Origin of the sequence: Salmonella sp. SAL04202, assembly GCF_046550775.1 — a bacterium.
In the GTDB taxonomy this organism is placed as follows: Bacteria; Pseudomonadota; Gammaproteobacteria; order Enterobacterales; family Enterobacteriaceae; genus Salmonella; species Salmonella enterica.
This window is the reverse complement of sequence record NZ_JBGDXK010000002.1, coordinates 58,785-78,094: the sequence shown is the minus strand read 5'-3', so window position 1 is coordinate 78,094 and position 19,310 is coordinate 58,785. Positions and strand designations below refer to the sequence as shown.

General features: G+C 53.0%; 21 protein-coding genes. 7 read left to right on the top strand and 14 right to left on the bottom strand.

Features of this window, described 5'->3' with window-relative positions:
- Window positions 1-53: 53 nt before the first annotated feature.
- Window positions 54-380 carry a DUF883 domain-containing protein gene (locus ACLJQJ_RS10620; RefSeq protein WP_001519557.1) on the bottom strand — a complete coding sequence of 109 codons (327 nt, stop codon included), beginning with the start codon at window positions 378-380 and terminating at the stop codon, window positions 54-56.
- 161 nt (window positions 381-541) lie between these two features.
- Here ACLJQJ_RS10620 and ACLJQJ_RS10615 point away from each other — a divergent pair, with 161 nt between their 5' ends.
- The gene (locus ACLJQJ_RS10615; RefSeq protein WP_000281305.1) at window positions 542-892 is read left to right on the top strand and encodes a DUF2002 family protein; all 351 of its coding nucleotides are present in this window, start codon (window positions 542-544) and stop codon (window positions 890-892) included.
- 34 nt (window positions 893-926) lie between these two features.
- On the opposite strand, the gene alaE is transcribed toward ACLJQJ_RS10615, so the two are convergent.
- Window positions 927-1,376, bottom strand: coding sequence for an L-alanine exporter AlaE (gene alaE / locus ACLJQJ_RS10610; RefSeq protein ID WP_000492669.1), 450 nt, complete (start codon window positions 1,374-1,376; stop codon window positions 927-929).
- A 900-nt stretch (window positions 1,377-2,276) separates the two neighbouring features.
- Between alaE and stpA the strand changes: the two genes are divergently transcribed.
- Window positions 2,277-2,678, top strand: a complete 402-nt coding sequence (gene stpA, locus ACLJQJ_RS10605; protein WP_001051100.1) for a DNA-binding protein StpA — start codon at window positions 2,277-2,279, stop codon at window positions 2,676-2,678.
- Window positions 2,679-2,767: 89 nt separating this feature from the next.
- Here the strand turns inward: stpA and ACLJQJ_RS10600 are convergent, their stop codons facing one another.
- The 3 genes from ACLJQJ_RS10600 to ACLJQJ_RS10590 all read right to left on the bottom strand — a co-directional run bounded on the left by ACLJQJ_RS10600 (window position 2,768) and on the right by ACLJQJ_RS10590 (window position 3,862).
- Complete coding sequence (locus tag ACLJQJ_RS10600) at window positions 2,768-2,947, bottom strand: hypothetical protein (RefSeq protein WP_000494943.1); 180 nt, start codon at window positions 2,945-2,947, stop codon at window positions 2,768-2,770.
- 78 nt (window positions 2,948-3,025) lie between these two features.
- On the bottom strand, window positions 3,026-3,553 hold the full coding sequence (locus ACLJQJ_RS10595; RefSeq protein WP_063808935.1) for a rhodanese family protein: 528 nt from the start codon (window positions 3,551-3,553) through the stop codon (window positions 3,026-3,028).
- 9 nt (window positions 3,554-3,562) lie between these two features.
- Window positions 3,563-3,862, bottom strand: coding sequence for an ArsR/SmtB family transcription factor (locus ACLJQJ_RS10590; RefSeq protein WP_000137432.1), 300 nt, complete (start codon window positions 3,860-3,862; stop codon window positions 3,563-3,565).
- Between the two features lie 182 nt (window positions 3,863-4,044).
- Between ACLJQJ_RS10590 and ACLJQJ_RS10585 the strand changes: the two genes are divergently transcribed.
- Together ACLJQJ_RS10585 and lysM are read left to right on the top strand one after the other, a co-directional pair.
- Window positions 4,045-4,203, top strand: a complete 159-nt coding sequence (locus ACLJQJ_RS10585) for a YqaE/Pmp3 family membrane protein (RefSeq protein WP_000508175.1) — start codon at window positions 4,045-4,047, stop codon at window positions 4,201-4,203.
- Between the two features lie 99 nt (window positions 4,204-4,302).
- Window positions 4,303-4,752 (top strand): peptidoglycan-binding protein LysM, encoded by a 450-nt coding sequence (lysM, locus tag ACLJQJ_RS10580; protein ID WP_000522406.1) that lies wholly within the window; start codon window positions 4,303-4,305, stop codon window positions 4,750-4,752.
- Window positions 4,753-4,773: 21 nt separating this feature from the next.
- Here lysM and csiR read toward each other — a convergent pair whose 3' ends face one another.
- The 9 genes from csiR to ACLJQJ_RS10535 form a co-directional block, all read right to left on the bottom strand.
- Window positions 4,774-5,451 (bottom strand): DNA-binding transcriptional regulator CsiR, encoded by a 678-nt coding sequence (gene csiR / locus ACLJQJ_RS10575; RefSeq protein WP_000126152.1) that lies wholly within the window; start codon window positions 5,449-5,451, stop codon window positions 4,774-4,776.
- Between the two features lie 41 nt (window positions 5,452-5,492).
- Window positions 5,493-6,893 carry a GABA permease gene (gene gabP / locus ACLJQJ_RS10570; protein ID WP_000531282.1) on the bottom strand — a complete coding sequence of 467 codons (1,401 nt, stop codon included), beginning with the start codon at window positions 6,891-6,893 and terminating at the stop codon, window positions 5,493-5,495.
- 129 nt (window positions 6,894-7,022) lie between these two features.
- Window positions 7,023-8,306 (bottom strand): 4-aminobutyrate--2-oxoglutarate transaminase, encoded by a 1,284-nt coding sequence (gabT, locus tag ACLJQJ_RS10565; RefSeq protein WP_001095558.1) that lies wholly within the window; start codon window positions 8,304-8,306, stop codon window positions 7,023-7,025.
- A gap of 14 nt (window positions 8,307-8,320) precedes the next feature.
- Complete coding sequence (gabD, locus tag ACLJQJ_RS10560; RefSeq protein WP_001176523.1) at window positions 8,321-9,769, bottom strand: NADP-dependent succinate-semialdehyde dehydrogenase; 1,449 nt, start codon at window positions 9,767-9,769, stop codon at window positions 8,321-8,323.
- A 21-nt stretch (window positions 9,770-9,790) separates the two neighbouring features.
- Entirely contained in the window at window positions 9,791-11,059 is a 1,269-nt protein-coding gene (lhgO, locus tag ACLJQJ_RS10555; RefSeq protein WP_063808936.1) for an L-2-hydroxyglutarate oxidase, read from the bottom strand.
- 25 nt (window positions 11,060-11,084) lie between these two features.
- A complete protein-coding gene (gene glaH / locus ACLJQJ_RS10550; protein WP_000993092.1) occupies window positions 11,085-12,062 on the bottom strand; it encodes a glutarate dioxygenase GlaH in 978 nt (325 codons plus the stop codon).
- Window positions 12,063-12,364: 302 nt separating this feature from the next.
- The gene (locus tag ACLJQJ_RS10545; RefSeq protein ID WP_000382034.1) at window positions 12,365-13,879 is read right to left on the bottom strand and encodes a tripartite tricarboxylate transporter permease; all 1,515 of its coding nucleotides are present in this window, start codon (window positions 13,877-13,879) and stop codon (window positions 12,365-12,367) included.
- A 10-nt stretch (window positions 13,880-13,889) separates the two neighbouring features.
- Window positions 13,890-14,324 (bottom strand): tripartite tricarboxylate transporter TctB family protein, encoded by a 435-nt coding sequence (locus tag ACLJQJ_RS10540; protein ID WP_001574835.1) that lies wholly within the window; start codon window positions 14,322-14,324, stop codon window positions 13,890-13,892.
- 11 nt (window positions 14,325-14,335) lie between these two features.
- The gene (locus ACLJQJ_RS10535; protein ID WP_000744413.1) at window positions 14,336-15,313 is read right to left on the bottom strand and encodes a Bug family tripartite tricarboxylate transporter substrate binding protein; all 978 of its coding nucleotides are present in this window, start codon (window positions 15,311-15,313) and stop codon (window positions 14,336-14,338) included.
- A gap of 154 nt (window positions 15,314-15,467) precedes the next feature.
- Between ACLJQJ_RS10535 and tctD the strand changes: the two genes are divergently transcribed.
- The 3 genes from tctD to ACLJQJ_RS10520 all read left to right on the top strand — a co-directional run bounded on the left by tctD (window position 15,468) and on the right by ACLJQJ_RS10520 (window position 18,690).
- On the top strand, window positions 15,468-16,142 hold the full coding sequence (gene tctD, locus ACLJQJ_RS10530) for a transcriptional regulator TctD (RefSeq protein WP_001237934.1): 675 nt from the start codon (window positions 15,468-15,470) through the stop codon (window positions 16,140-16,142).
- Complete coding sequence (locus ACLJQJ_RS10525) at window positions 16,129-17,544, top strand: sensor histidine kinase (RefSeq protein ID WP_047607356.1); 1,416 nt, start codon at window positions 16,129-16,131, stop codon at window positions 17,542-17,544. The genes tctD and ACLJQJ_RS10525 overlap by 14 nt, the downstream gene beginning before the upstream one ends.
- A gap of 132 nt (window positions 17,545-17,676) precedes the next feature.
- Window positions 17,677-18,690: a HoxN/HupN/NixA family nickel/cobalt transporter gene (locus ACLJQJ_RS10520; RefSeq protein ID WP_001059351.1), complete on the top strand. Its 1,014-nt coding sequence runs from the start codon at window positions 17,677-17,679 to the stop codon at window positions 18,688-18,690.
- Window positions 18,691-19,310: the final 620 nt, after the last annotated feature.

Below are 19,310 nucleotides of genomic sequence, written 5' to 3'. Positions count from 1 at the left end.
GCGGCAATGATGCAGGCCCAATAAAGTATGTCGCCATCCGGCAGCGCACGTCGTTAGCGACGCAGGCTAAGCAGCGCCCCGATAAAAATCCCTACCGCTGCGGCGGTTCCTACGCTACACCAGGGTTTTTCACGCACAAACGTATCCGCGCACCCCATCGCATCACAGGCGGCTTGTTTTACGCGAGTACGACCCTGCATCCGCGCCCGGGTCTCTTTCAGCAACGCCTGTGCTTTACGTCGCGCAGCCTCGGCTTCGTCTTTCGCATCGCTTCCCCAGGATTTAAGGACATCTTCCAGACTGTCGGCTAATCGATTGACATCATTCTGAATATCCTGAACACCATCATCGACGTCGTTTCGGTTCGGTTTGTTAAGCATATGATCCTCCATTGATTTCGATGTAGCTTTCAGTGTAGTTCATATTTTTACCTGCTGAGGCTTGTTACGGCGATATCATGCGTTTCTGGACTTTTCTGAAAGCGTTGATAACGCGCTATCGGGTAAGGTAAGCCCGCAGTAAAAGAGAATGAGGATAAAATATGTATTTACGACCTGACGAGGTGGCGCGGGTACTGGAAAAGGCAGGGTTTACCGTCGATGTGGTGACGAATAAGACGTATGGTTATCGACGCGGCGAGAATTATGTTTATGTTAACCGCGAGGCGCGTATGGGGCGTACCGCGCTGATCATTCATCCCAGATTAAAAGACCGTAGCTCATCACTGGCTGACCCGGCTTCGGATATTAAAACCTGCGATCACTACCAAAACTTTCCGCTCTATTTAGGCGGCGAGACCCACGAACATTACGGTATTCCCCACGGCTTTAGTTCCCGAATAGCGTTAGAACGTTATCTGAACGGGCTTTTTGGCGACGAAAAAACCGACTAAAAGCGCGACTGGCAATGCCAGTCGCGACGCTAACTTACGCCTTAGCCTGATGATAGCTGCTCACTTTAAACAGGCGGCGACAATAATCCAGGAAGTAGCCATAAACCGCGCCCATTAACATTGAAACAACAATGTTTGAACTCACGGCGGCCACTATCTGATGCCAGCCGGCGCCGACGGTCAGCAAGATGATAATATAAACGGGTGACTGAAAGGTGACATAAGCCAATACATCCGCCAGGTTTTTGGCCCATCCCGCCGGGCTTGCCTTACGCGCGACGCGCATAATCAGATCGCGGTAAACGCCGTATGGCCATGCAATCAAAATGTTGACAGGTATCGCCACCAGCCTGGAAGAAAGCGACTGCTCAAAGCTCATTCCGGAGAGGAATATCTCGATCAACATGTTCACAACAGAACAGTAAACAACCATCGCAAACGTGTCTGCTACGGCATGACGCAAGCGTGACTGTGGAGAGAACATGTTAATGCTCCTTGTAGCGTATCAATCAGAATGAGGTGATGGTTGGTAGTGAAATCATAAAGCACTTTTGTCTTTGCATAGAGTATATCCCTATATAATAACTATCAACTAGTGCAATATTTTTATTTATAGACTTTTTGTCGATAAAATACTCTGTGGTTGTGTGTTTTTTGCTCGCGGCGAGATTTTCGTTGTTGTTAGTCATTAATTACTTTTAAATCAATGCATTATAATGCATTGTTTTTCTGGCGATTTTCAGCCACATTCCAAATGTTGTCAGATGCGATGTATTCTCGGCTAACGGTACGCGCTCTACTTTTCTCAGCATAATTATAGCTATTGCAGGGGAATTTTTAGCATAAAGCTCTGATGATGATTTTTGAATGATTAATCTCTTATTGTGCTGAAATATTCACTTCTGTATAAGGTCAGCCACCGTGAGGGCCACCGCGGTTACTGAGATACGCAATACGCTATATACGCTATGGATTTCGAGTTGTTTAAAGGCGGCAAGGGAGTGAATCCCCAGGAGCATAGATAACGATGTGACTGGGGGGGGAGCGACAAATCTGCGGGGAGCAGATTTGAACGTCGCGTGCGACGACCCGTCAGGGCGAGGCCCATGGATGGGCCGGGTAATCCGTAGCCAACACATAAGCAACTTGAAGAATGAAGGGTATAAACAGCCGAACGGGAAACCTACAGATATACCGTAGGCAGAATAACCTGAAACACACAGGGGGTAATGAATATAACCTTCTGGTTAACAGATTAATATAATTAATCGAGTTATACTGAGTATATCTGTATGAACTTTAGGATCTGGAAATATAATCAATAATCGCATACAATACCGCCTGTAATAGTTTTTGTTTTCTGCGTTAAAAGGTTTTTATTGATATGAATTTGATGTTACAGAACTTAAATAATATCCGCACGCTGCGCGCTATGGCTCGCGAATTCTCCATTGACGTTCTTGAAGAAATGCTCGAAAAATTCAGGGTTGTCACTAAAGAAAGACGCGAAGAAGAAGAATTGCAGCAACGCCAGCTTGCCGAGAAGCAGGAGAAAATTAATGCCTTTCTGGAGCTGATGAAAGCAGACGGTATTAACCCGGAAGAGTTATTTGCCATGGATTCAGCAATGCCGCGTTCTGCTAAAAAGCGCCAGCCGCGTCCGGCAAAATATCGTTTTACTGATTTCAATGGCGAAGAAAAAACCTGGACCGGACAAGGTCGTACGCCTAAACCGATTGCCCAGGCGCTGGCGGCGGGGAAATCTCTGGATGATTTCTTAATCTAATCACGGATAACCTTTAACAGATGGCGCTGCGTTTCCTGTCTCTATTAACCGGGACTCAGGGAACGTTGCGCCATGCTCATTCTGATAAATCAGCACACGCCAAAATCGCCCTCTTCGCAATAGGGGGTGACATCTGCCGCTTTGAGGATCAATTTTTCGCCCTGCTCATTACCGACCTGTACCGCGACAATATGATCCTCGTTGACTTCAATCACTTTCAGTTTCGGCCCACCCATTCGGGGCTGTACGATATCGCCTGGTGTGAACATCACGCTCTCCTGTTGAACAATGGTATAAACCCGCCTTCAGTCTACTACACACCTACCGACGCGCGGTGAAGGTACCGCTTAATGAGTACGGCTATTCCAGGGCATTTTTTCCAGTAGTCGCGCCATTCCGCAGAAGCCGGTCATGCCTGCCAGCATTAACCCGGCCCCGACAAAACCGCTAATGAGGGAAAAGCCGCCGTGGACCGTATAGCCCAGAATCACCCCAAGCAACGTCAACCCGCCGGCGGCGATTTGCACCTGACGCATCAGTGGCAACGGTTGCGATTTGTCTTCTGTGACGGGCAATCCTGCCGCTTTCCATCCGTCGATACCGCCTTCCAGTAGACTGACCTGAGCTGGGGCGGCAATGGCCTGTAGTTTTGCTGCATTGCTGCTGGTTCGTTTACCTGACTGACAGTGAAAAATAATCTGTTCCGCTCGCAGGTTGGCGGGCAAATCGCCCTGTTCAAGCCGGGAGAGAGGCGCCAGTTGCGCATGTGGAATATGCTCGCGCAGATATTCATCGGCGTCGCGCACATCAATCAGTTTCGCGCCTTGCGCTATCAGCGCTTGCGCCTCACGGGGGGAAACTATCCCAATGGACATCGTGCCTCCTTATGGACAATAGAGATTCTTTAACGTGGCGATAATCGTATTAACCGCCTCATTTTTAATGAAATAGTGAATGCGCTGGGCATCGCGTTGACTATCAATCAGTCCTTCTTCCCGCATCCGCGCCAGATGTTGCGACGTCGCGGAGGGGCTTAGCCCGGTAATGCGCGCCAGTTCGCCTGCGCTGGTTTTTGGCGAACCGCAAAGCATACATAAAATCAGTAATCTTTTTGGGTGGCTCATCGCTTTGAGCAGGGCCGCCGCCTGTTCTGCGCTGGCCTGAAGTTGTTCAAGCTCTGTCATAGTTATTTAAGCATTTTCTAAATTTAGTTAATTCTAAAATAAACGTCAACCTAATGCCAGCGTAAAGAGCGTAAAGGAGGGTAAAAGCGCGGCGCGCGACTGGCAGGCTCAGGTAAACTGACTATGCTTAGAGATAAAATCTCTTTTTAAACAATGACTAATTTTGCTTGTATGGAGTGTATATGGGTTTCTGGAGAATTGTATTTACGATTATTTTGCCTCCGCTCGGCGTACTTTTAGGAAAAGGGTTCGGTTGGGCATTTATCCTTAATATCCTGCTGACATTACTCGGATATATTCCGGGGCTTATCCACGCATTTTGGGTTCAGATGCGTCATTAATTACCGGCCACCGGCGGCGCATAAGCGCCGCTTATCAGGATAACCTCATTCCCTCTGCTACACTTTTCTTTGTGTGTATTTTTGACAAGCGAGGTGAATATGGGACTTTTCAATTTTGTAAAAGATGCAGGTGAAAAACTCTGGGACGCGGTAACCGCTAATCATGATAAGGACGATCAGGCGAAAAAAGTCCAGGAACATTTAAATAAAACGGGAATACCCGACGCTGACAAAGTGAATGTGCAAATTGCGGATGGAAAAGCGACAGTGACGGGTGATGGGCTGAGTCAGGAGGCAAAAGAAAAAATTCTGGTTGCCGTGGGGAATATCGCCGGGATTAGCAGCGTTGACGATCAGGTTAAAACCACGACGCCGGCGGCTGAAAGTCAGTTTTATACCGTAAAATCAGGCGACACCCTGAGCGCTATTTCAAAGCAAGTGTATGGTAACGCCAATCTGTATAATAAAATCTTCGAGGCAAATAAACCGATGCTGAAAAGCCCGGAAAAAATATATCCGGGACAAGTGTTGCGTATTCCTGAAGAATAATGGCTATCAGGTCGCGCCAGGCTACATTTTCCCTGCCATCGCCTGGCGAATAATGGGAATCGGCGTCAGCAAATGCTGACGCATTAATTCGCTGGCGCGTGCCGCCTCGCGCGCCAGTATCGCTTCGGTTAGCGTGTGATGCTGGATATGTTTATCTTCCAGCATCTCGACGGACAGAACGGTTTCACGTAACCAAATAAAGCGGTAGCGGGCCGCCAGGTCAAATAAGCGTTCGCGCATCTGTAGCAAGTAATGGGAGCCGCACCCGGCGACAATGGCGGAATGAAACGCCTGGTGGCGCTGATCCCATTCATCGAGCATATGTTCACTGGCATCGCTGGCTTCCAGTTTACTGAGCATATGCGCTCGCGCCAGGATCTCCGCCTCCCACGCATCATCGCCGCGTTCAATCGCCAGGCGTACCAGCATCGCTTCCATATTGGCGCGCGCGTCAAAAATATCGAGGAGTTCCGCCTCTGACATGGACGCCACGCGATAGCCTTTTTGATTCACCACGGTGACCAGCCGTTCCGCCACCAGTTGTGACAGCGCCTCGCGCAGCGGCCCTACGCCAAGCGCATAGCGGGCGGTTAATAAACTCATCCGCAGTTTCTCATCCGGCTGATAAGTGCCGCGAATAATGTCATTTTTAAGCCAGCGATAGCCATCTATGGCCGTCGGTTGGGAAAGGGCGGTCATCTTTTACTCCTGAGAAGCTTCCCGGCTGACGCCGGGAATAACTAACGTAGGTTTTGCAGGGGGGCTTTTTGCCACCTTATCAGTTTTTTCCAGCGAGACATAATGGGGACAGTACCTATTATGCCCAGCCCTAACAGCCCGGTCGAAATGACTTCTAGTTGCTGTGCCGGTCGAAACAGCATCACCACCAGGACAAAGCAGATAAAGCCGATAACCAGCCAGGTGAGCCACGGATAAAGCCACATTTTCAACTTAATTTCTCCGCCCTGCGCCAGCAGAATTTTACGCATCCGCAATTGCGAAATCGCAATCACCAGATAGACCAGCAGCGCGATGGCGCCAGAACTGTCGATAAGAAATTTAAACACTTTTGCCGGGGCGTAATAATTGACGATAACGGTTAAAAACGCCGCGCCGGTAGAGAGGAGAACCGCCACCCAGGGCGTTTTGCTACGGTTAGTTTTTCCCATTATCGCAGGCGCATCGCCGCGGCGGCTAAGGGAATAGAGCATCCGGGAGGCGGTATATAATGCGGAGTTCAGACAACTGGTCACCGACAACAAAATCACGCAATCCATAATGAATTTTGCGTGCGGAATATGAAGCAGCTCCAGTACCGAACGGTACGAACCTACGCTTTTCAGACCCGGCATATTCCACGGGATCAGCGCCACCACCACGAAAATGGAACACAGGTAAAAGATGGAAATTCGCCAGATAACAGAATTGGTGGCGCGTACGATATGTTTATCCGGCGTATCGGATTCCGCGGCAGCAATAGTGACGATTTCCGCGCCCATAAAAGAGAACATGGTGATCAACATGGCGCTTAACACCGCGCCGAAGCCGTTAGGCATAAAACCGCCGTGATCCCAGAGCCGGGAGATACCGCTTACCTCGGCATACGGATAAAAACCGCTAATCGCCGTCGCGCCCAGCGCGATAAACGCCAGGATAGCAATCACTTTACATAGCGCCAGCCAGAATTCGAATTCGCCGTAATTTTTGACGCTCAATAAATTGCTTCCGGTTAAGGCAAGCGTAATCACTAATGAAAATAGCCACACCGGAATACCCGGTATCCATGAATTCAGAATAATGGCGGCAATATTGGCCTCCAGCGGAATAACCAGCACCCAAAACCACCAGTATAACCAGCCGATGGTATACCCGGCCCAGGGGCCGATCGCTTTATCCGCATAGGTGGAAAAAGAACCGGTATCCGGCGTGGCGACGGCCATTTCAGCCAGCATTCGCATAATCATGACGACTAAAAGTCCTGCGAACAGATAGGCCAGCAGTACCGCAGGGCCGGCCTCCGCAATCGCCACGCTGGAACCGACAAACAGGCTGGCGCCGATGACGCCGGCGATCGATAACATGGTGACGTGGCGTGATTTCAGCCCGCCCCCTAATGCATGTGATTCTGACAATTGCCCCATCCTAAAACCTCTTTATTGTTATTGCGCTCGTTTACCGGATGGCGCCTGGCTTATTCGGCCTACAATCGAAACGGTTTTTGTAGGCCGGATAAGACAGTTACGTCGCCATCCGACGCTGCTTATTGGACATTACGCTTGTTTCGCCTCATCAAAGCACTGGGCGATAATCTCCAGGCCTTGCCGAATCTGCGAGGCCTCAATAGTGAGTGGAACGAGGATGCGCAAGATGTTGTAGTAAGGACCGCAGGAGAGCAGAATTAACCCTTTCTCGCGGGCGCGGGCCACAATGTCGGCGGTCAGAGTCGCGTTCGGTTTGCCGGGGTCGCCATTTTCAAACAACTCAATGGCGATCATGGCGCCCAGTCCGCGCACGTCGCCAATCTCACGGTGCGTTTCCGCTATCTCCATCAGGCCATCGCGCAGCGTTTTGCCAAGCGTATTTGCCTTTTGCAGTAGATTTTCCTGCTCGAAAATGTCCAGTACCGCCAGCGCGGCAGCGCAGGCAATCGGGTTTCCGGCATAGGTGCCGCCCAGCCCGCCCGGCGCGATAGCGTCCATCACGTCTGCCCGGCCGGTAACGCCTGCCAGCGGAAAGCCGCCGGCGATCGATTTCGCAAACGTGGTAATATCTGCCGCAACGCCCATCTGTTCCATGGCGAACAGCGTACCGGTCCGGCCCGCGCCGCTTTGCACTTCGTCGGCAATCAACATAATGCCGTGTTGGTCGCATAGCGCGCGCAGTCGCTGCATAAACGCGGGAGAGGCGGCGTAAAATCCGCCTTCGCCCTGTACCGGCTCAATAATAATGGCGGCGATATCTTCCGGCGCGGCATCATTTTTAAAGATGCGTTCAATGCTGGCGATCGCGTCGTCGTCGCTGATGTTGTGTAGCGGGCAAGGATAAAGCGCGCGGTAGACATGGCCTGGCATCAATCCCATACCAGCAGAGTACGGGTGTACTTTCCCGGTCAGAGAGAGCGTGTAGTGGGTACGACCGTGGTAAGCGCCGCTAAACGCGATAGCGCCGCTGCGTTTTGTCGCCGCGCGGGCGATTTTCACCGCGTTTTCAACCGCTTCTGAACCGGTCGTGACCAGCAACGTTTTTTTGGCGAAATCGCCCGGTACCTTCTGGTTCATGCGTTCGCACAACGCCAGGTACGGTTCATAGGCCAGCACCTGAAAACAGGTATGCGACAATTTCTTCAACTGCGCTTCCACCGCTGAAACAATGCCCGGATGTAAATGACCGGTGTTCAGGACGGCAATGCCGCCCGCGAAATCGAGATACTCACGGCCTTCGACATCCCAGACCCGACAATTTTCCGCCCGCTCGGCGAAAATCGGGTGAATCTGGCCCACGCCGCGAGGAACGGCGTTATGACGGCGCTGCATTAAAGCGTTATTGGTATTCATTAGCGACTCTCCTGTTAAAGGCCGATGCACATATATTTGATTTCTAAATAATCTTCGATGCCGTATTTGGAACCTTCACGGCCTAATCCGGAGGCCTTAATACCGCCGAAAGGCGCGACTTCGTTGGAGATAATGCCGGTATTAATACCGACGATGCCGTATTCCAGCGCTTCGCCGACGCGGAAAACGCGGCTTAAATCGCGTGCATAAAAATAGGCTGCCAGGCCGAACTCGGTATCGTTAGCCTGCCTGATGACATCCGCCTCGTCGCTGAAGCGGAACAGAGGCGCGAGCGGCCCGAATGTCTCTTCTTTGGCGACTTTCGCGTTATCAGGGACATCCGCCAGAATGGTCGGTTGAAAGAAGTTGCCGCCCAATTTGTGCGCTTCACCGCCCGTAATGACGCGGGCGCCTTTTTCCAGCGCGTCGGCGATATGCTCCTGGACTTTCGCCACGGCTTTTTCATCAATCAGCGGCCCGATAGCGACGTCGGCTTGCAGGCCGTCGCCGACCGCGAGCTTATTTACCGCCTGGTTGAGTTTTTCCGCAAAACGATCGTAAACGCCGTCCTGAACATACAATCTATTGGCGCAGACACAGGTCTGCCCGGCGTTGCGAAACTTCGAAGCCAGCGCGCCTTCGACGGCTTTATCCAGATCGGCATCGTCAAAGACGATAAACGGCGCATTGCCGCCCAACTCCAGCGACACTTTTTTAATGTCTTTGGCGCATTGTTCCATTAGCTGGCGGCCAATCTCCGTCGAGCCGGTAAACGACAGTTTGCGTACCAGCGGGTTGCTGGTCAGCTCGCCGCCGATATCGCCTGCCGAACCGGTAACGACGTTAAATACGCCTGCGGGAATTCCGGCGCGCCGGGCCAGTTCCGCCAGCGCCAGCGCGGAAAACGGCGTCTGGCTGGCGGGTTTGAGTACCATTGTGCAGCCTGCGGCCAGCGCGGGGCCGGCTTTACGGGTGATCATTGCCGAGGGAAAGTTCCACGGGGTAATCGCGGCGGTGACGCCGATGGGCTGTTTAATCACCAGCAGCCGTTTATCGGCCTGATGACCTGGAATCGTGTCGCCATAGATACGCTTCCCCTCTTCGGCGAACCATTCAATAAACGAGGCGGCGTAGCTAATTTCGCCTTTCGCTTCCGCCAGCGGTTTGCCCTGTTCCAGCGTCATCAGACGCGCCAAATCGTCCTGATGTTCCATCATCAGATTAAACCAGCGACGCAGGATATTGGCTCGCTCTTTGGCGGTGAGCGCGCGCCACGCGGGCAGGGCGCGATTGGCGGCGTCGATGGCGTCGCGCGTCTCTTCCGCCCCCATTTTGGGCACATTGCCGAGCGGTTTCCCGTTGGCGGGGTTGCTCACGGGGATGACATCGCCGCCGCGCGCGTCGCGCCAGTCGCCATCGATAAAGGCCTGCTGGCGGAACAGGGTAGAGTCGTTAAGTTGCATAATTGCTTCCTGTCTGAAGAGTTAACGGGTAAATGCGGCGTGTAATGCGTCCACGCTGCGTGCCGCACGCAGCGCACGTCCGGGGTTGCTCTGGCTTTCGCGTAGCGCCTGAACTTTGCTGACGATATGCGCGCCGATAGGTATCGCGGATGTCGCCGCCGGGGAGGGGGCGTTACAGGTGTGAATGGAACGCGGCGTCGTGACAAACAGAAAATCATCAATCAGTTTGCCGTCCGGTGAAACCGCCTGCGCCCGCACGCCTGCCGGCCAGGGCTGGAGATCGTTGACGGTCAGGCTGGGGCAATACTTTTGTACTCGCCGCAAATAGCCGCTTTTGCACAGCGAGTTTTTCATCTCGCCCAGTCCGGAAAGCAGATGGTTTTGCAGTACGCGGCGAATGCCGGCGGAGCGGAAAATCTCCAGGGTGTCGGTGAAGGAAACGTCGCGCTTACGGTAGCCTTCGCGTTTAAGCGCCAGCACCGCATTCGGCCCGACCGTAACGCTGCCGTCGATCATGCGGGTAAGATGGACGCCGAGAAACGGCATTGCCGGATCGGGGATCGGGTAGATCAAATGGTTAACGATCCGGTTGTGTCGCGGGGCCAGACGAAAGTACTCGCCGCGGAAAGGGCAGATAATAAAACCGGGCTCCACGCCCAGCATTTTGACCAGCCGATCCGCCATCAGTCCTGCACAGCCGATAAGCGTAGCGGTTTCGATTTCCCGACCTTGCGAGGTGCGAATGACAACGCCAGCGGCATGTTCTGTTAGCGCGCTGACCTCGGCATGGTAGATGATCTCGCCGCCTTTGGCCTGAAAGCGGTTCGCCATGGCCGTCGCGACATCGCGATAGCTGACAATCCCGCTGGAAGGGACAAAAATCCCGCCCAGGCCAATGATATTGGGTTCGCGTTCACGCAGCTCCGCCGCGCTTAACCACTCGCGCTCTAAGCCGTTGGCCGCCGTCCGCTCCCATAGCGCGCGCATCCGCGCCATTTCCAGCTCCGAGGTGGCGACCAACATTTTGCCGCAGGTGTCGTAGCGGATGTTGTTTTGATCGCAAAAGGTTTTGGTCGCCTGATTGCCTGCCAGACAAAACCGCGCTTTGAGGCTGCCGGGCGTGTAGTACACCCCGGCATGGATCACGCCGCTGTTATGCCCGGTCTGGTGGCAGGCTGGCGCGGACTCTTTTTCCAGCAATGCGATGCGCGCATCCGGGTAGAGATCAATAAGTTGCATGGCGGTCGACATGCCGATAATGCCGCCGCCGATAATCACAAAATCATACATCCGCGTAATTCCTTCGCCGTGGCGCTTATTGGTGAGTTTGATAATGGCTGGCGGCGTAGGCGAAGTAACCTCGCTGGCGCATCAGCTCGCGACGCAAGTCAGGATGCGGCGTAAAACGATCGCGTCCATGTAGCCAGAACAGATTGTTAATCAGCAGGAATTTGCCGACCGGTACCGGCACGGAGAGGATGTTTTGACTGGTTTCCAGCGCGTCTGAAAGCTCGCTGAGCCAGACGCCTTCTTCAAAGTCTTTTGGCTGGACGAACTGGTCGATATAACGCATGACCGGGCGGCCTTGTTGGTCGACATCAAACACCGGGTGCCAGACGTCATGGCTAACATTCTTGCTTGGCGGCGCCGCCCAGCGCATGACGCGACGCGCCAGCGGATGGGTAAAAAACGACTCCAGATGTTCCCAGTCATCAAGGTGCAGCAGCAGCGAATTACCGCCTTCCATATTCTGTTCGTCGATTTTCATCATCAGCACGTAGTCGGTCACCTCCTCAACATAGGTACCGTCATTGTGCAGTTCCATTACGCGGTGGGGCTGGCGCAGATAACTGTCGGAGTTGTCGACGTTTTTGACCACGAAACGCGCGTAATACTGGCCGCTCATCGCATCGTAGTTGGAGCGACCAATAAGATGCGCCACCGCCGTCGCCAGTTTGACCATCTCTTCTGCCTGTGCGACATCATCGATCCCTTCGGCGCTGATCAACAGCGCGCCTTGTGCACGGTTGAGGAGCGTTTTGATCAACAGCGGTTGTAGCTGATTGCCGCACAGATCGTCGAGGATCTTGCCGATTTTGAAACGTAAGAAAGATTTGTATTCCAGCGCCTGCACCGGCCACTGCGCAACCTGATGGAGAAATTGTCTTGTGGTATCCGCCGTAAACGTTAACGCCAGCAGGCGCGGCGACTGCGCCGAAGGGGCAAGGATGAAACCAGTATGGCGTTGGGCTAAATCATCTGTGTTCGCTTTTACGGCAGTCAGTGCATTCATCAGAATCATTCCTCTCGGTAGATGGTCAGGGAGACATGGCGATGCTCATTTCGTAGCCATAAATTAAAAATATCGACATTTTCCAGGAACGCGTATGAAATAACCGCTTTTGTTTAATTATTGTGATCAAAAACAACAAATATTTAACAATGCGAAAGGTGAGGTTAACGGCGCCACGAGCCTGACAACGGCAAGAAGGGGTGTAAAATGAGCGAGTTATGGAAAGAGTGATGCTGGCGGGGTTGCCCGGCCTGGCACATGAGCGCGTAGGCCGGACAAGTACAACGTATTTCAGCAGTCAATTAACCGGCGTCAACCTGCGGTTTACGGCTGTGTTTACGGATCAGACGTAACACTGGCGGTACGACAATGACCATGATCGCCATGATCAGCAGGGCTTTGGCAACGCCGCTTTGCCACAAAATCGCCATATTGCCGTTACTGATGGAGAGTGCGCGACGCAGGTTTTGCTCCAGCATTTCCCCCAGTACGAATCCCAGGATCAGCGGCGACATGGGGAAGTGCATTTTACGTAAAATGTACCCTAACACGCCGAGCGCGACCATCAGCACCAGATCGAAGGTGGTGCTGTGTACCGCATACACCCCTACCGCCGATACGGCAGCGATGGCGGGTACCAGGAACCACAGCGGAATGGTGAGCATACGGGTGAACAGACCGATCAACGGGATATTCATGATCAGCAGCATCACGTTCGCAATCAGCAGCGCAGCGATGAGTCCCCAGACGATATCCGGCTGTTCGGTGAACATCGCCGGGCCTGGCGTGATGTTGTACAGCGTCAGCGCCCCCATCATCACTGCCGTAGTGCCGGAACCGGGAACGCCCAGCGTCAGCATCGGGATGAAGGAGCCGCAGGCAGAGGCGTTGTTTGCCGCCTCCGGCGCCGCGACGCCGCGAATATCCCCTTTGCCGAAGCTATCGCTGTTGCCGCTGAGTTTTTTCTCGGTCATATAGGTAATGGCGCTGGCGATGGTCGCCCCGGCGCCGGGCAATACGCCGACAAAAAAGCCGATTACCGAAGAACGCAGGGTGGTGCCGATACACTGCGCGCCTTCTTTCAGGTTGAACAACATTCGACCCGTTTTGCGGACCATTGTTTGCCCGCTGCTGGTATGTTCCAGCATTAAAAGTATTTCTGATACCGAGAACAGGCCGATCACCACGACGATAAACTGTACGCCGTCGGAAAGATGAACGCTGTCAAAGGTAAAGCGATAAACCCCGGTGTTGGCGTCCACGCCGACGGTCGCAAGGCCAAGACCGATCAGCGCTGCCAGAAATGATTTAAGCGGGTTTTGCGCCATCATGCTGCCAAGACAGGCGATGGCAAAAACCATTAAGGCGAAATATTCCGCAGGACCAAAGGCCAGCGACCATTGCGCCAGTAAAGGGGCGAACAGAATGATGCCGCCGATAGCGATTAATGAACCGAAAAATGAGCTGACTGCGGAAATCGACAGCGCTACGCCGCCTTTCCCTTGCTGCGCCATTGGGTAACCGTCCAGCGCCGTCATGATCGCCGCCGCATCGCCGGGGACGTTGAGCAATATGGAGGAGATCCTGCCGCCATACTCACAGCCAATGTACACCGTCGCCAGCAGAATTAGCGCCGACTCCGCAGGCAGATGCAACGCAAAGGCCAGCGGCAGTAAGATTGCCACGCCGTTGATCGGTCCCAGGCCCGGCAGCAGACCGACGATCGTGCCCACGAAGCAGCCAATCAACGCGATAACCAGGTTTTCCGGCGTCATCGCCACCGCAAAGCCCTGAGAAAGATATATCCAGGTATCCATCGTTGCTCCGTTAACTCAGCCAGGCGCCGAGAGGTAAGGTGACATCAAGCAGCCGGTCAAAGGCATACCACAGCAGAATACCCAATACCGCGCCGGAGATACCCGCCGCCGGAATCGTGGCGCCGAACAGCATCCCGATAACCATGGTAAGAAGCGCGGTGGCGATGGGAAAACCCAGCCATTCGAATCCCCAGGCATACATCAACAGGATAATGATCATGGTAATTAGCTTTTGCAGCACATGGCGGCGCGGCCAGCTCACCGTGTCGGGATGGCGTAATAACAGCGCCAGCGCGCAGAGCGCCATCAGGCCGATAATCCCCAGCGGAAAAGGGCGGGGGCCGACGGGTTCATAGCTGTATTCGCTTTGGATCTGCCAGGCGATGAATAGCCCGGCGATACAGAGCAACAGCCAGATACCCGCAAAGATACGATCGCTCATCATTGCCTCCGCGATTATTTCGCGAGTCCGAAGGCTTTCGCCTGTTCACGGTAATCAGTAACCTGTTTTTTCACGTAGTCATCGAGCTGCTGGCCGGTCATGTCGAACTCAAACAGGCCGCGCAGATCGCGCTGCTTTTTAAACTCGTCGGTTTGCTGGAGCTTCTTGAAGGTGTCCACCCACCACTGGTAATCGGCATCGCTGACTTTGGGCCCGACGTAGAAGCCGCGAATAATCGGCCACACCAGGTCGTAGCCCTGTTCTTTAGCGGTAGGGATATTGGCAAGCTGGCCCGGCAGACGATTTTCTGAAAAGACGGCCAGCACGCGGATTTTGTCGCCGCCCAGATAAGGCACCATTTCACTGAGATCGCCGGAGACAACCTGAACATGGTTGCCCATTAATGCCGTCACCGGCTCGCCGCCGCCTTCAAAGGCAACGTAGCGCATCTTGTGCGGGTCGACGTTCGCCTTTTGCGCCAGCAACGCCGACTTCATCCAGTCCTGGCTGCCAATAGAGGCGCCAGCGCCAATGACCACGCTGTTGGGATCTTTTTCCATCGCCGTCATCAGATCTTTCAGCGTTTTCCACGGGGAATCCGCACGCACGGCGATCATGCCGTAATCAGTGCCCACGCTTGCCAGCCAGCGCACATCATCCACGCCGTAGCGACCAAATTTCCCCTGCGACAGGTTGAGCAGCGAACCGCCGGAAAAGGCGACCACAGTCCCGGGTTCGCCAGGGCGTTGGGCGACTATCGCGTTATAGGCCACAGCGCCGACGCCGCCAGGCATATACGTTACCCGCATGGGTTTCTCGATAGCGCCAGTCTCCAGCAAACTCACCTGAATCAGCTTACAGGTGAGGTCGAAACCGCCGCCAGGTTTGGCTGGCGCGATACATTCCGTTCGCGACGGCGCCTCCTGCGCCAGAACAGAGGTACTCATTAATAAAATGCTTGCAGTAAGGGTACGAAGTAATTGTTTTTTCATTTTTTATCCTCACGCCGGACGTCCGGATTTTTCAGGTTCGGAAGAAGATTTTTGTGATTATGTGAGCCGACATGTAGCAGTTCGGTTGCGTGATTGTTAAAACAATAACCTTTCAATTCCCTTTCAATGCGGCAGAAACTTTACAGGATGTGATATGCGTCTCTTATTGGCGGAAGATAACCGTGAGCTGGCTCACTGGCTGGAGAAAGCGCTGGTGCAAAACGGCTTTGCCGTGGACTGCGTATTTGACGGCCTGGCGGCTGACCATCTTCTGCACAGTGAAATGTACGCGCTGGCGGTGCTGGATATCAATATGCCGGGAATGGATGGACTGGAGGTGGTGCAACGGCTGCGTAAACGCGGTCAGACCTTACCCGTTTTGCTGCTCACGGCGCGAAGCGCGGTGGCGGATCGCGTAAAAGGTCTCAACGTCGGCGCCGATGACTATCTGCCGAAACCCTTTGAACTGGAAGAGCTGGATGCCCGTTTACGGGCCTTGCTCCGACGCAGCGCTGGGCAGGTCCATGAAGTTCAGCAACTGGGGGAATTGATCTTTCATGATGAAGGGTATTTTCTGTTACAGGGACAACCGTTAGCGCTGACGCCGCGTGAGCAGGCGCTCTTAACCGTATTGATGTACCGACGAACGCGGCCGGTTTCGCGTCAGCAGCTTTTTGAACAGGTGTTCAGCCTGAACGATGAGGTAAGCCCTGAAAGCATCGAACTTTATATTCATCGACTGCGTAAAAAACTCCAGGGAAGCGATGTACGAATTACGACGCTGCGCGGCCTGGGTTATGTGCTGGAGCGCGGCGATGAAGTGGGTTAAGCCGCAATCGTTGTACCTGCAACTCTTGCTGTTCCTGGGGTTGCCGCTGATTCTGCTATGGGGGCTGTCGGCGTTTAACAGCTATGTCAATGCGCTACAGGCCGCCACTCAGGCTTATGATCGTACGTTGCTCTCCTCGGCGCGAACGGTATCGGAACGGCTGGTGGTGCGCAATAAGCATCTGGAAGTTAACGTGCCCTGGGTGGTGCTGGATAGCTTCGAGCTTAATATGAATGATCGACTCTATTACAAAGTCGTCGACCCTTCCGGAAAGGTCATTTCCGGTTATGACGATCTGCCCGTCATGCCGCCCGCTACGCCCCGTACCCGGCTTTATCCGGCGCTGGCGTGGTTCTATCATACCGAGTATCGCGGCGAGGCGATCCGCGTGGCGCGTTTGCTACAGCCGGTCAACGAAGGCGGCATTATCGGCATGGCGGAGATTTATGTCGCAGAGACGCTGCAGTCCCGTCGTTATCTGGCGGGCCAACTGCTGTTCTCTTCCTGGATCTCACAGGGTCTGCTGGTGCTGCTAACCCTGGTGCTGGTTGGCTGGTTATTACGCCGGATCCTGCGCCCTATGCGTCAACTTTCATCATTAATGGTACGCCGCGAACCGGGTCTGTTAACGCCGCTGCCGGAACTGCTGCCGTGGTCGGAAACACGCTTGTTAATCGTGGCGTTTAATCGCTACATTGACAGGCTCCGCGGCATTCTCTCCCGGCAGGAACGCTTTAGCGCCGATGCTTCTCACCAGTTAAAAACGCCGCTGGCGGTGTTAAAAACGCAGGCGGCGGTGGCGTTAGCCAGCCAGCACCCTCATCACTGGTACGAAAGTCTGCAGGCGATGAGCGTAACGCTGGATAGCACCATTCAGCTCACGGAAAGATTGTTGCAACTTTCTGCGGTAAAGCATAAAGAGCAGGGCGAGCGGCGTTTTTCCCCGGTGAATCTGTACGATATCGTACAGAGCGGCTGTTTTACCCGCCTGGCGCAGGCACGGAGTAAACATATCGACCTGGGCTACGAAGGCGAACAGGAAGCGATGTGGATCGAGGGGGATGAGGTACTGCTTAGCGAGCTGTGCGGAAACTTGCTGGATAATGCGCTGAAATACACGCCTGAGCAAGGCATCGTCACCGCGCGGCTTGAACGGGATGGCGATGCCGTGACGCTGGTTGTCGAAGATAGCGGCCCCGGCATTGATGATGAACATATCCATCTGGCGCTACAGCCGTTCCACCGGCTCGATAACGTAGGAAATGTGGCCGGGGCGGGCATTGGTCTGGCTTTGGTCAATGATATCGCACGCCTGCACCGTACTCATCCCCATTTTTCCCGTAGTGAAGCGTTGGGAGGGTTATACGTTCGGATACGCTTTTTAAGCCTTGTTCCGCAGTAATGCGCACAAATGTGTCAGCGGTAAAGCACGTTTACAAAAAGTCGCATCTTGAGGTGTGACGTTTTAATCAAATGATCATACATTCCCCCTACAAACCGTAGCGTTAATTAAAAATATAGTGGGTGCAGGGGCATGAATAATCATACTAAACGACGGGGAATAGCATTAACCGTCTTTCTTGTTGGGGTTAACATCCTGGCCTGGATTTGGGCGTTCTGTGTTTTTCATCACCATGCAGTCATGCTAAGCGCAGCCATACTGGCGTATAGCTTTGGGCTGCGTCATGCGGTTGATGCCGATCATATCGCAGCCATCGATACCGTCACCCGTAAACTGATGCAGCAGGGTAAAACGCCTTTAGGCGTGGGGGCATTTTTTTCATTGGGTCATTCGACCATTGTCGTTCTGGCATGTCTGGCGATTGTTGTGACGTCGATGGCATTTCGCGATCGTATTGATGTTTTGCATCAATATGGTTCGTTGATTGGTACGGCTGTTTCCGCTTTTTTTCTGCTGGCGATGGCCCTGCTTAACCTGTTTATTTTGTTCAACGTCTGGCGGCAATTTCGCTCGGTTACCCGCGGCGAGTCAGTGAGGGCGCATGACGAGGCGATACCTGGCGGGCTGATGACGCGTATATTTCAGCGTACGTTTCGTTTGGTCACTTCCAGTTGGCATATGTATTTTGTCGGTTTTCTGTTTGGTCTGGGATTTGATACCGCAACCGAGGTTGGGTTGCTGGGCATTTCCGCTTCAGCAGCCAACCAGGGGCTATCTCTCTGGTCGATGATGATTTTTCCTGTGCTGTTTACCGCCGGGATGGCGCTGGTGGATTCCCTGGATAACTTTGTCATGGTCGGCGCTTACGGTTGGGCTTTCTCGCATCCATTACGTAAGCTTTATTATAATATGACCATTACCGCCGCATCCGTCATTGTCGCGCTGGCGATTGGCGGGCTTGAGGCGCTGGGGTTGATTGATGATGCGTTACAGTTAAGCGGAACATTTTGGCAGACCGTAAGCACGCTTAACGATCATATGGGGAATGTGGGCTTCTGGGTAGTGGGCGCTTTCGTGCTATTCTGGCTGCTCTCGTTGTTGAATTATCGCTGGCGCGGCTATGATAAAATCACCCTCAATACCTGATTGATTTCTGTAAAAATAGCATTTCGGCAGTGGTGTCATATCATTGCCGAAGCATTTTATCTCCTGAGAGTATATTCTTCCCGGTAAGTGCGTTATTTTTCATGCTTGCCTTTCGTTATCAATTTAAGCAATCCGATATAACATACAATACCAAAAATAATAATAACAGTTGTATACCCAAGAATCAGCCAGTCTGCATGTGTCATAATATAATCCAGTTATCAGGTATCCCGTGTTAAGGCGATCTTTAAGCCTGTTGTCAGCAAGAACCACTGTACCCGTTCAGTGCTGTTGGCAATAACGTATTGTTTATGCACAAGAGCGTTGTTACAAATAACGTATACATTGAGCATAGACCTCACCCACATTTTTGTAATGCCATAAAGCAAGGCTACACCTTTAATCTACTGACGGTATGCCAGGCCAGAAGAGATAAAAGGGTAGTTGTCATCATCATCTGTTCCTGACGCCAGGTTAATGACACACACATATGAAAATGTATAACCGCTGCACGCTTTTTAGCACGTTATCTGTAACATACCGTGTTAATCAATTCCATAAAACCGAGTATAGTGTAAGTGAATTTCGAGTAATTGTCATTATGATTATATGGTGGTTAA

Excerpts from the sequence above, each read along its gene's own strand:
- ACLJQJ_RS10615 (WP_000281305.1), top strand. The coding sequence starts at position 542 with ATGTATTTACGACCTGACGAGGTGGCGCGGGTACTGGAAAAGGCAGGG.
- gabT (WP_001095558.1), bottom strand. The coding sequence starts at position 8,306 with ATGAATACCAATAACGCTTTAATGCAGCGCCGTCATAACGCCGTTCCT.
- lysM (WP_000522406.1), top strand. The coding sequence starts at position 4,303 with ATGGGACTTTTCAATTTTGTAAAAGATGCAGGTGAAAAACTCTGGGAC.
- ACLJQJ_RS10590 (WP_000137432.1), bottom strand. The coding sequence starts at position 3,862 with ATGACAGAGCTTGAACAACTTCAGGCCAGCGCAGAACAGGCGGCGGCC.
- ACLJQJ_RS10540 (WP_001574835.1), bottom strand. The coding sequence starts at position 14,324 with ATGATGAGCGATCGTATCTTTGCGGGTATCTGGCTGTTGCTCTGTATC.
- ACLJQJ_RS10545 (WP_000382034.1), bottom strand. The coding sequence starts at position 13,879 with ATGGATACCTGGATATATCTTTCTCAGGGCTTTGCGGTGGCGATGACG.
- ACLJQJ_RS10520 (WP_001059351.1), top strand. The coding sequence starts at position 17,677 with ATGAATAATCATACTAAACGACGGGGAATAGCATTAACCGTCTTTCTT.
- ACLJQJ_RS10535 (WP_000744413.1), bottom strand. The coding sequence starts at position 15,313 with ATGAAAAAACAATTACTTCGTACCCTTACTGCAAGCATTTTATTAATG.
- ACLJQJ_RS10585 (WP_000508175.1), top strand. The coding sequence starts at position 4,045 with ATGGGTTTCTGGAGAATTGTATTTACGATTATTTTGCCTCCGCTCGGC.
- tctD (WP_001237934.1), top strand. The coding sequence starts at position 15,468 with ATGCGTCTCTTATTGGCGGAAGATAACCGTGAGCTGGCTCACTGGCTG.
- csiR (WP_000126152.1), bottom strand. The coding sequence starts at position 5,451 with ATGACCGCCCTTTCCCAACCGACGGCCATAGATGGCTATCGCTGGCTT.
- lhgO (WP_063808936.1), bottom strand. The coding sequence starts at position 11,059 with ATGTATGATTTTGTGATTATCGGCGGCGGCATTATCGGCATGTCGACC.
- alaE (WP_000492669.1), bottom strand. The coding sequence starts at position 1,376 with ATGTTCTCTCCACAGTCACGCTTGCGTCATGCCGTAGCAGACACGTTT.
- glaH (WP_000993092.1), bottom strand. The coding sequence starts at position 12,062 with ATGAATGCACTGACTGCCGTAAAAGCGAACACAGATGATTTAGCCCAA.
- gabD (WP_001176523.1), bottom strand. The coding sequence starts at position 9,769 with ATGCAACTTAACGACTCTACCCTGTTCCGCCAGCAGGCCTTTATCGAT.
- stpA (WP_001051100.1), top strand. The coding sequence starts at position 2,277 with ATGAATTTGATGTTACAGAACTTAAATAATATCCGCACGCTGCGCGCT.
- ACLJQJ_RS10525 (WP_047607356.1), top strand. The coding sequence starts at position 16,129 with ATGAAGTGGGTTAAGCCGCAATCGTTGTACCTGCAACTCTTGCTGTTC.
- ACLJQJ_RS10620 (WP_001519557.1), bottom strand. The coding sequence starts at position 380 with ATGCTTAACAAACCGAACCGAAACGACGTCGATGATGGTGTTCAGGAT.
- gabP (WP_000531282.1), bottom strand. The coding sequence starts at position 6,893 with ATGGGGCAATTGTCAGAATCACATGCATTAGGGGGCGGGCTGAAATCA.
- ACLJQJ_RS10595 (WP_063808935.1), bottom strand. The coding sequence starts at position 3,553 with ATGTCCATTGGGATAGTTTCCCCCCGTGAGGCGCAAGCGCTGATAGCG.
- ACLJQJ_RS10600 (WP_000494943.1), bottom strand. The coding sequence starts at position 2,947 with ATGTTCACACCAGGCGATATCGTACAGCCCCGAATGGGTGGGCCGAAA.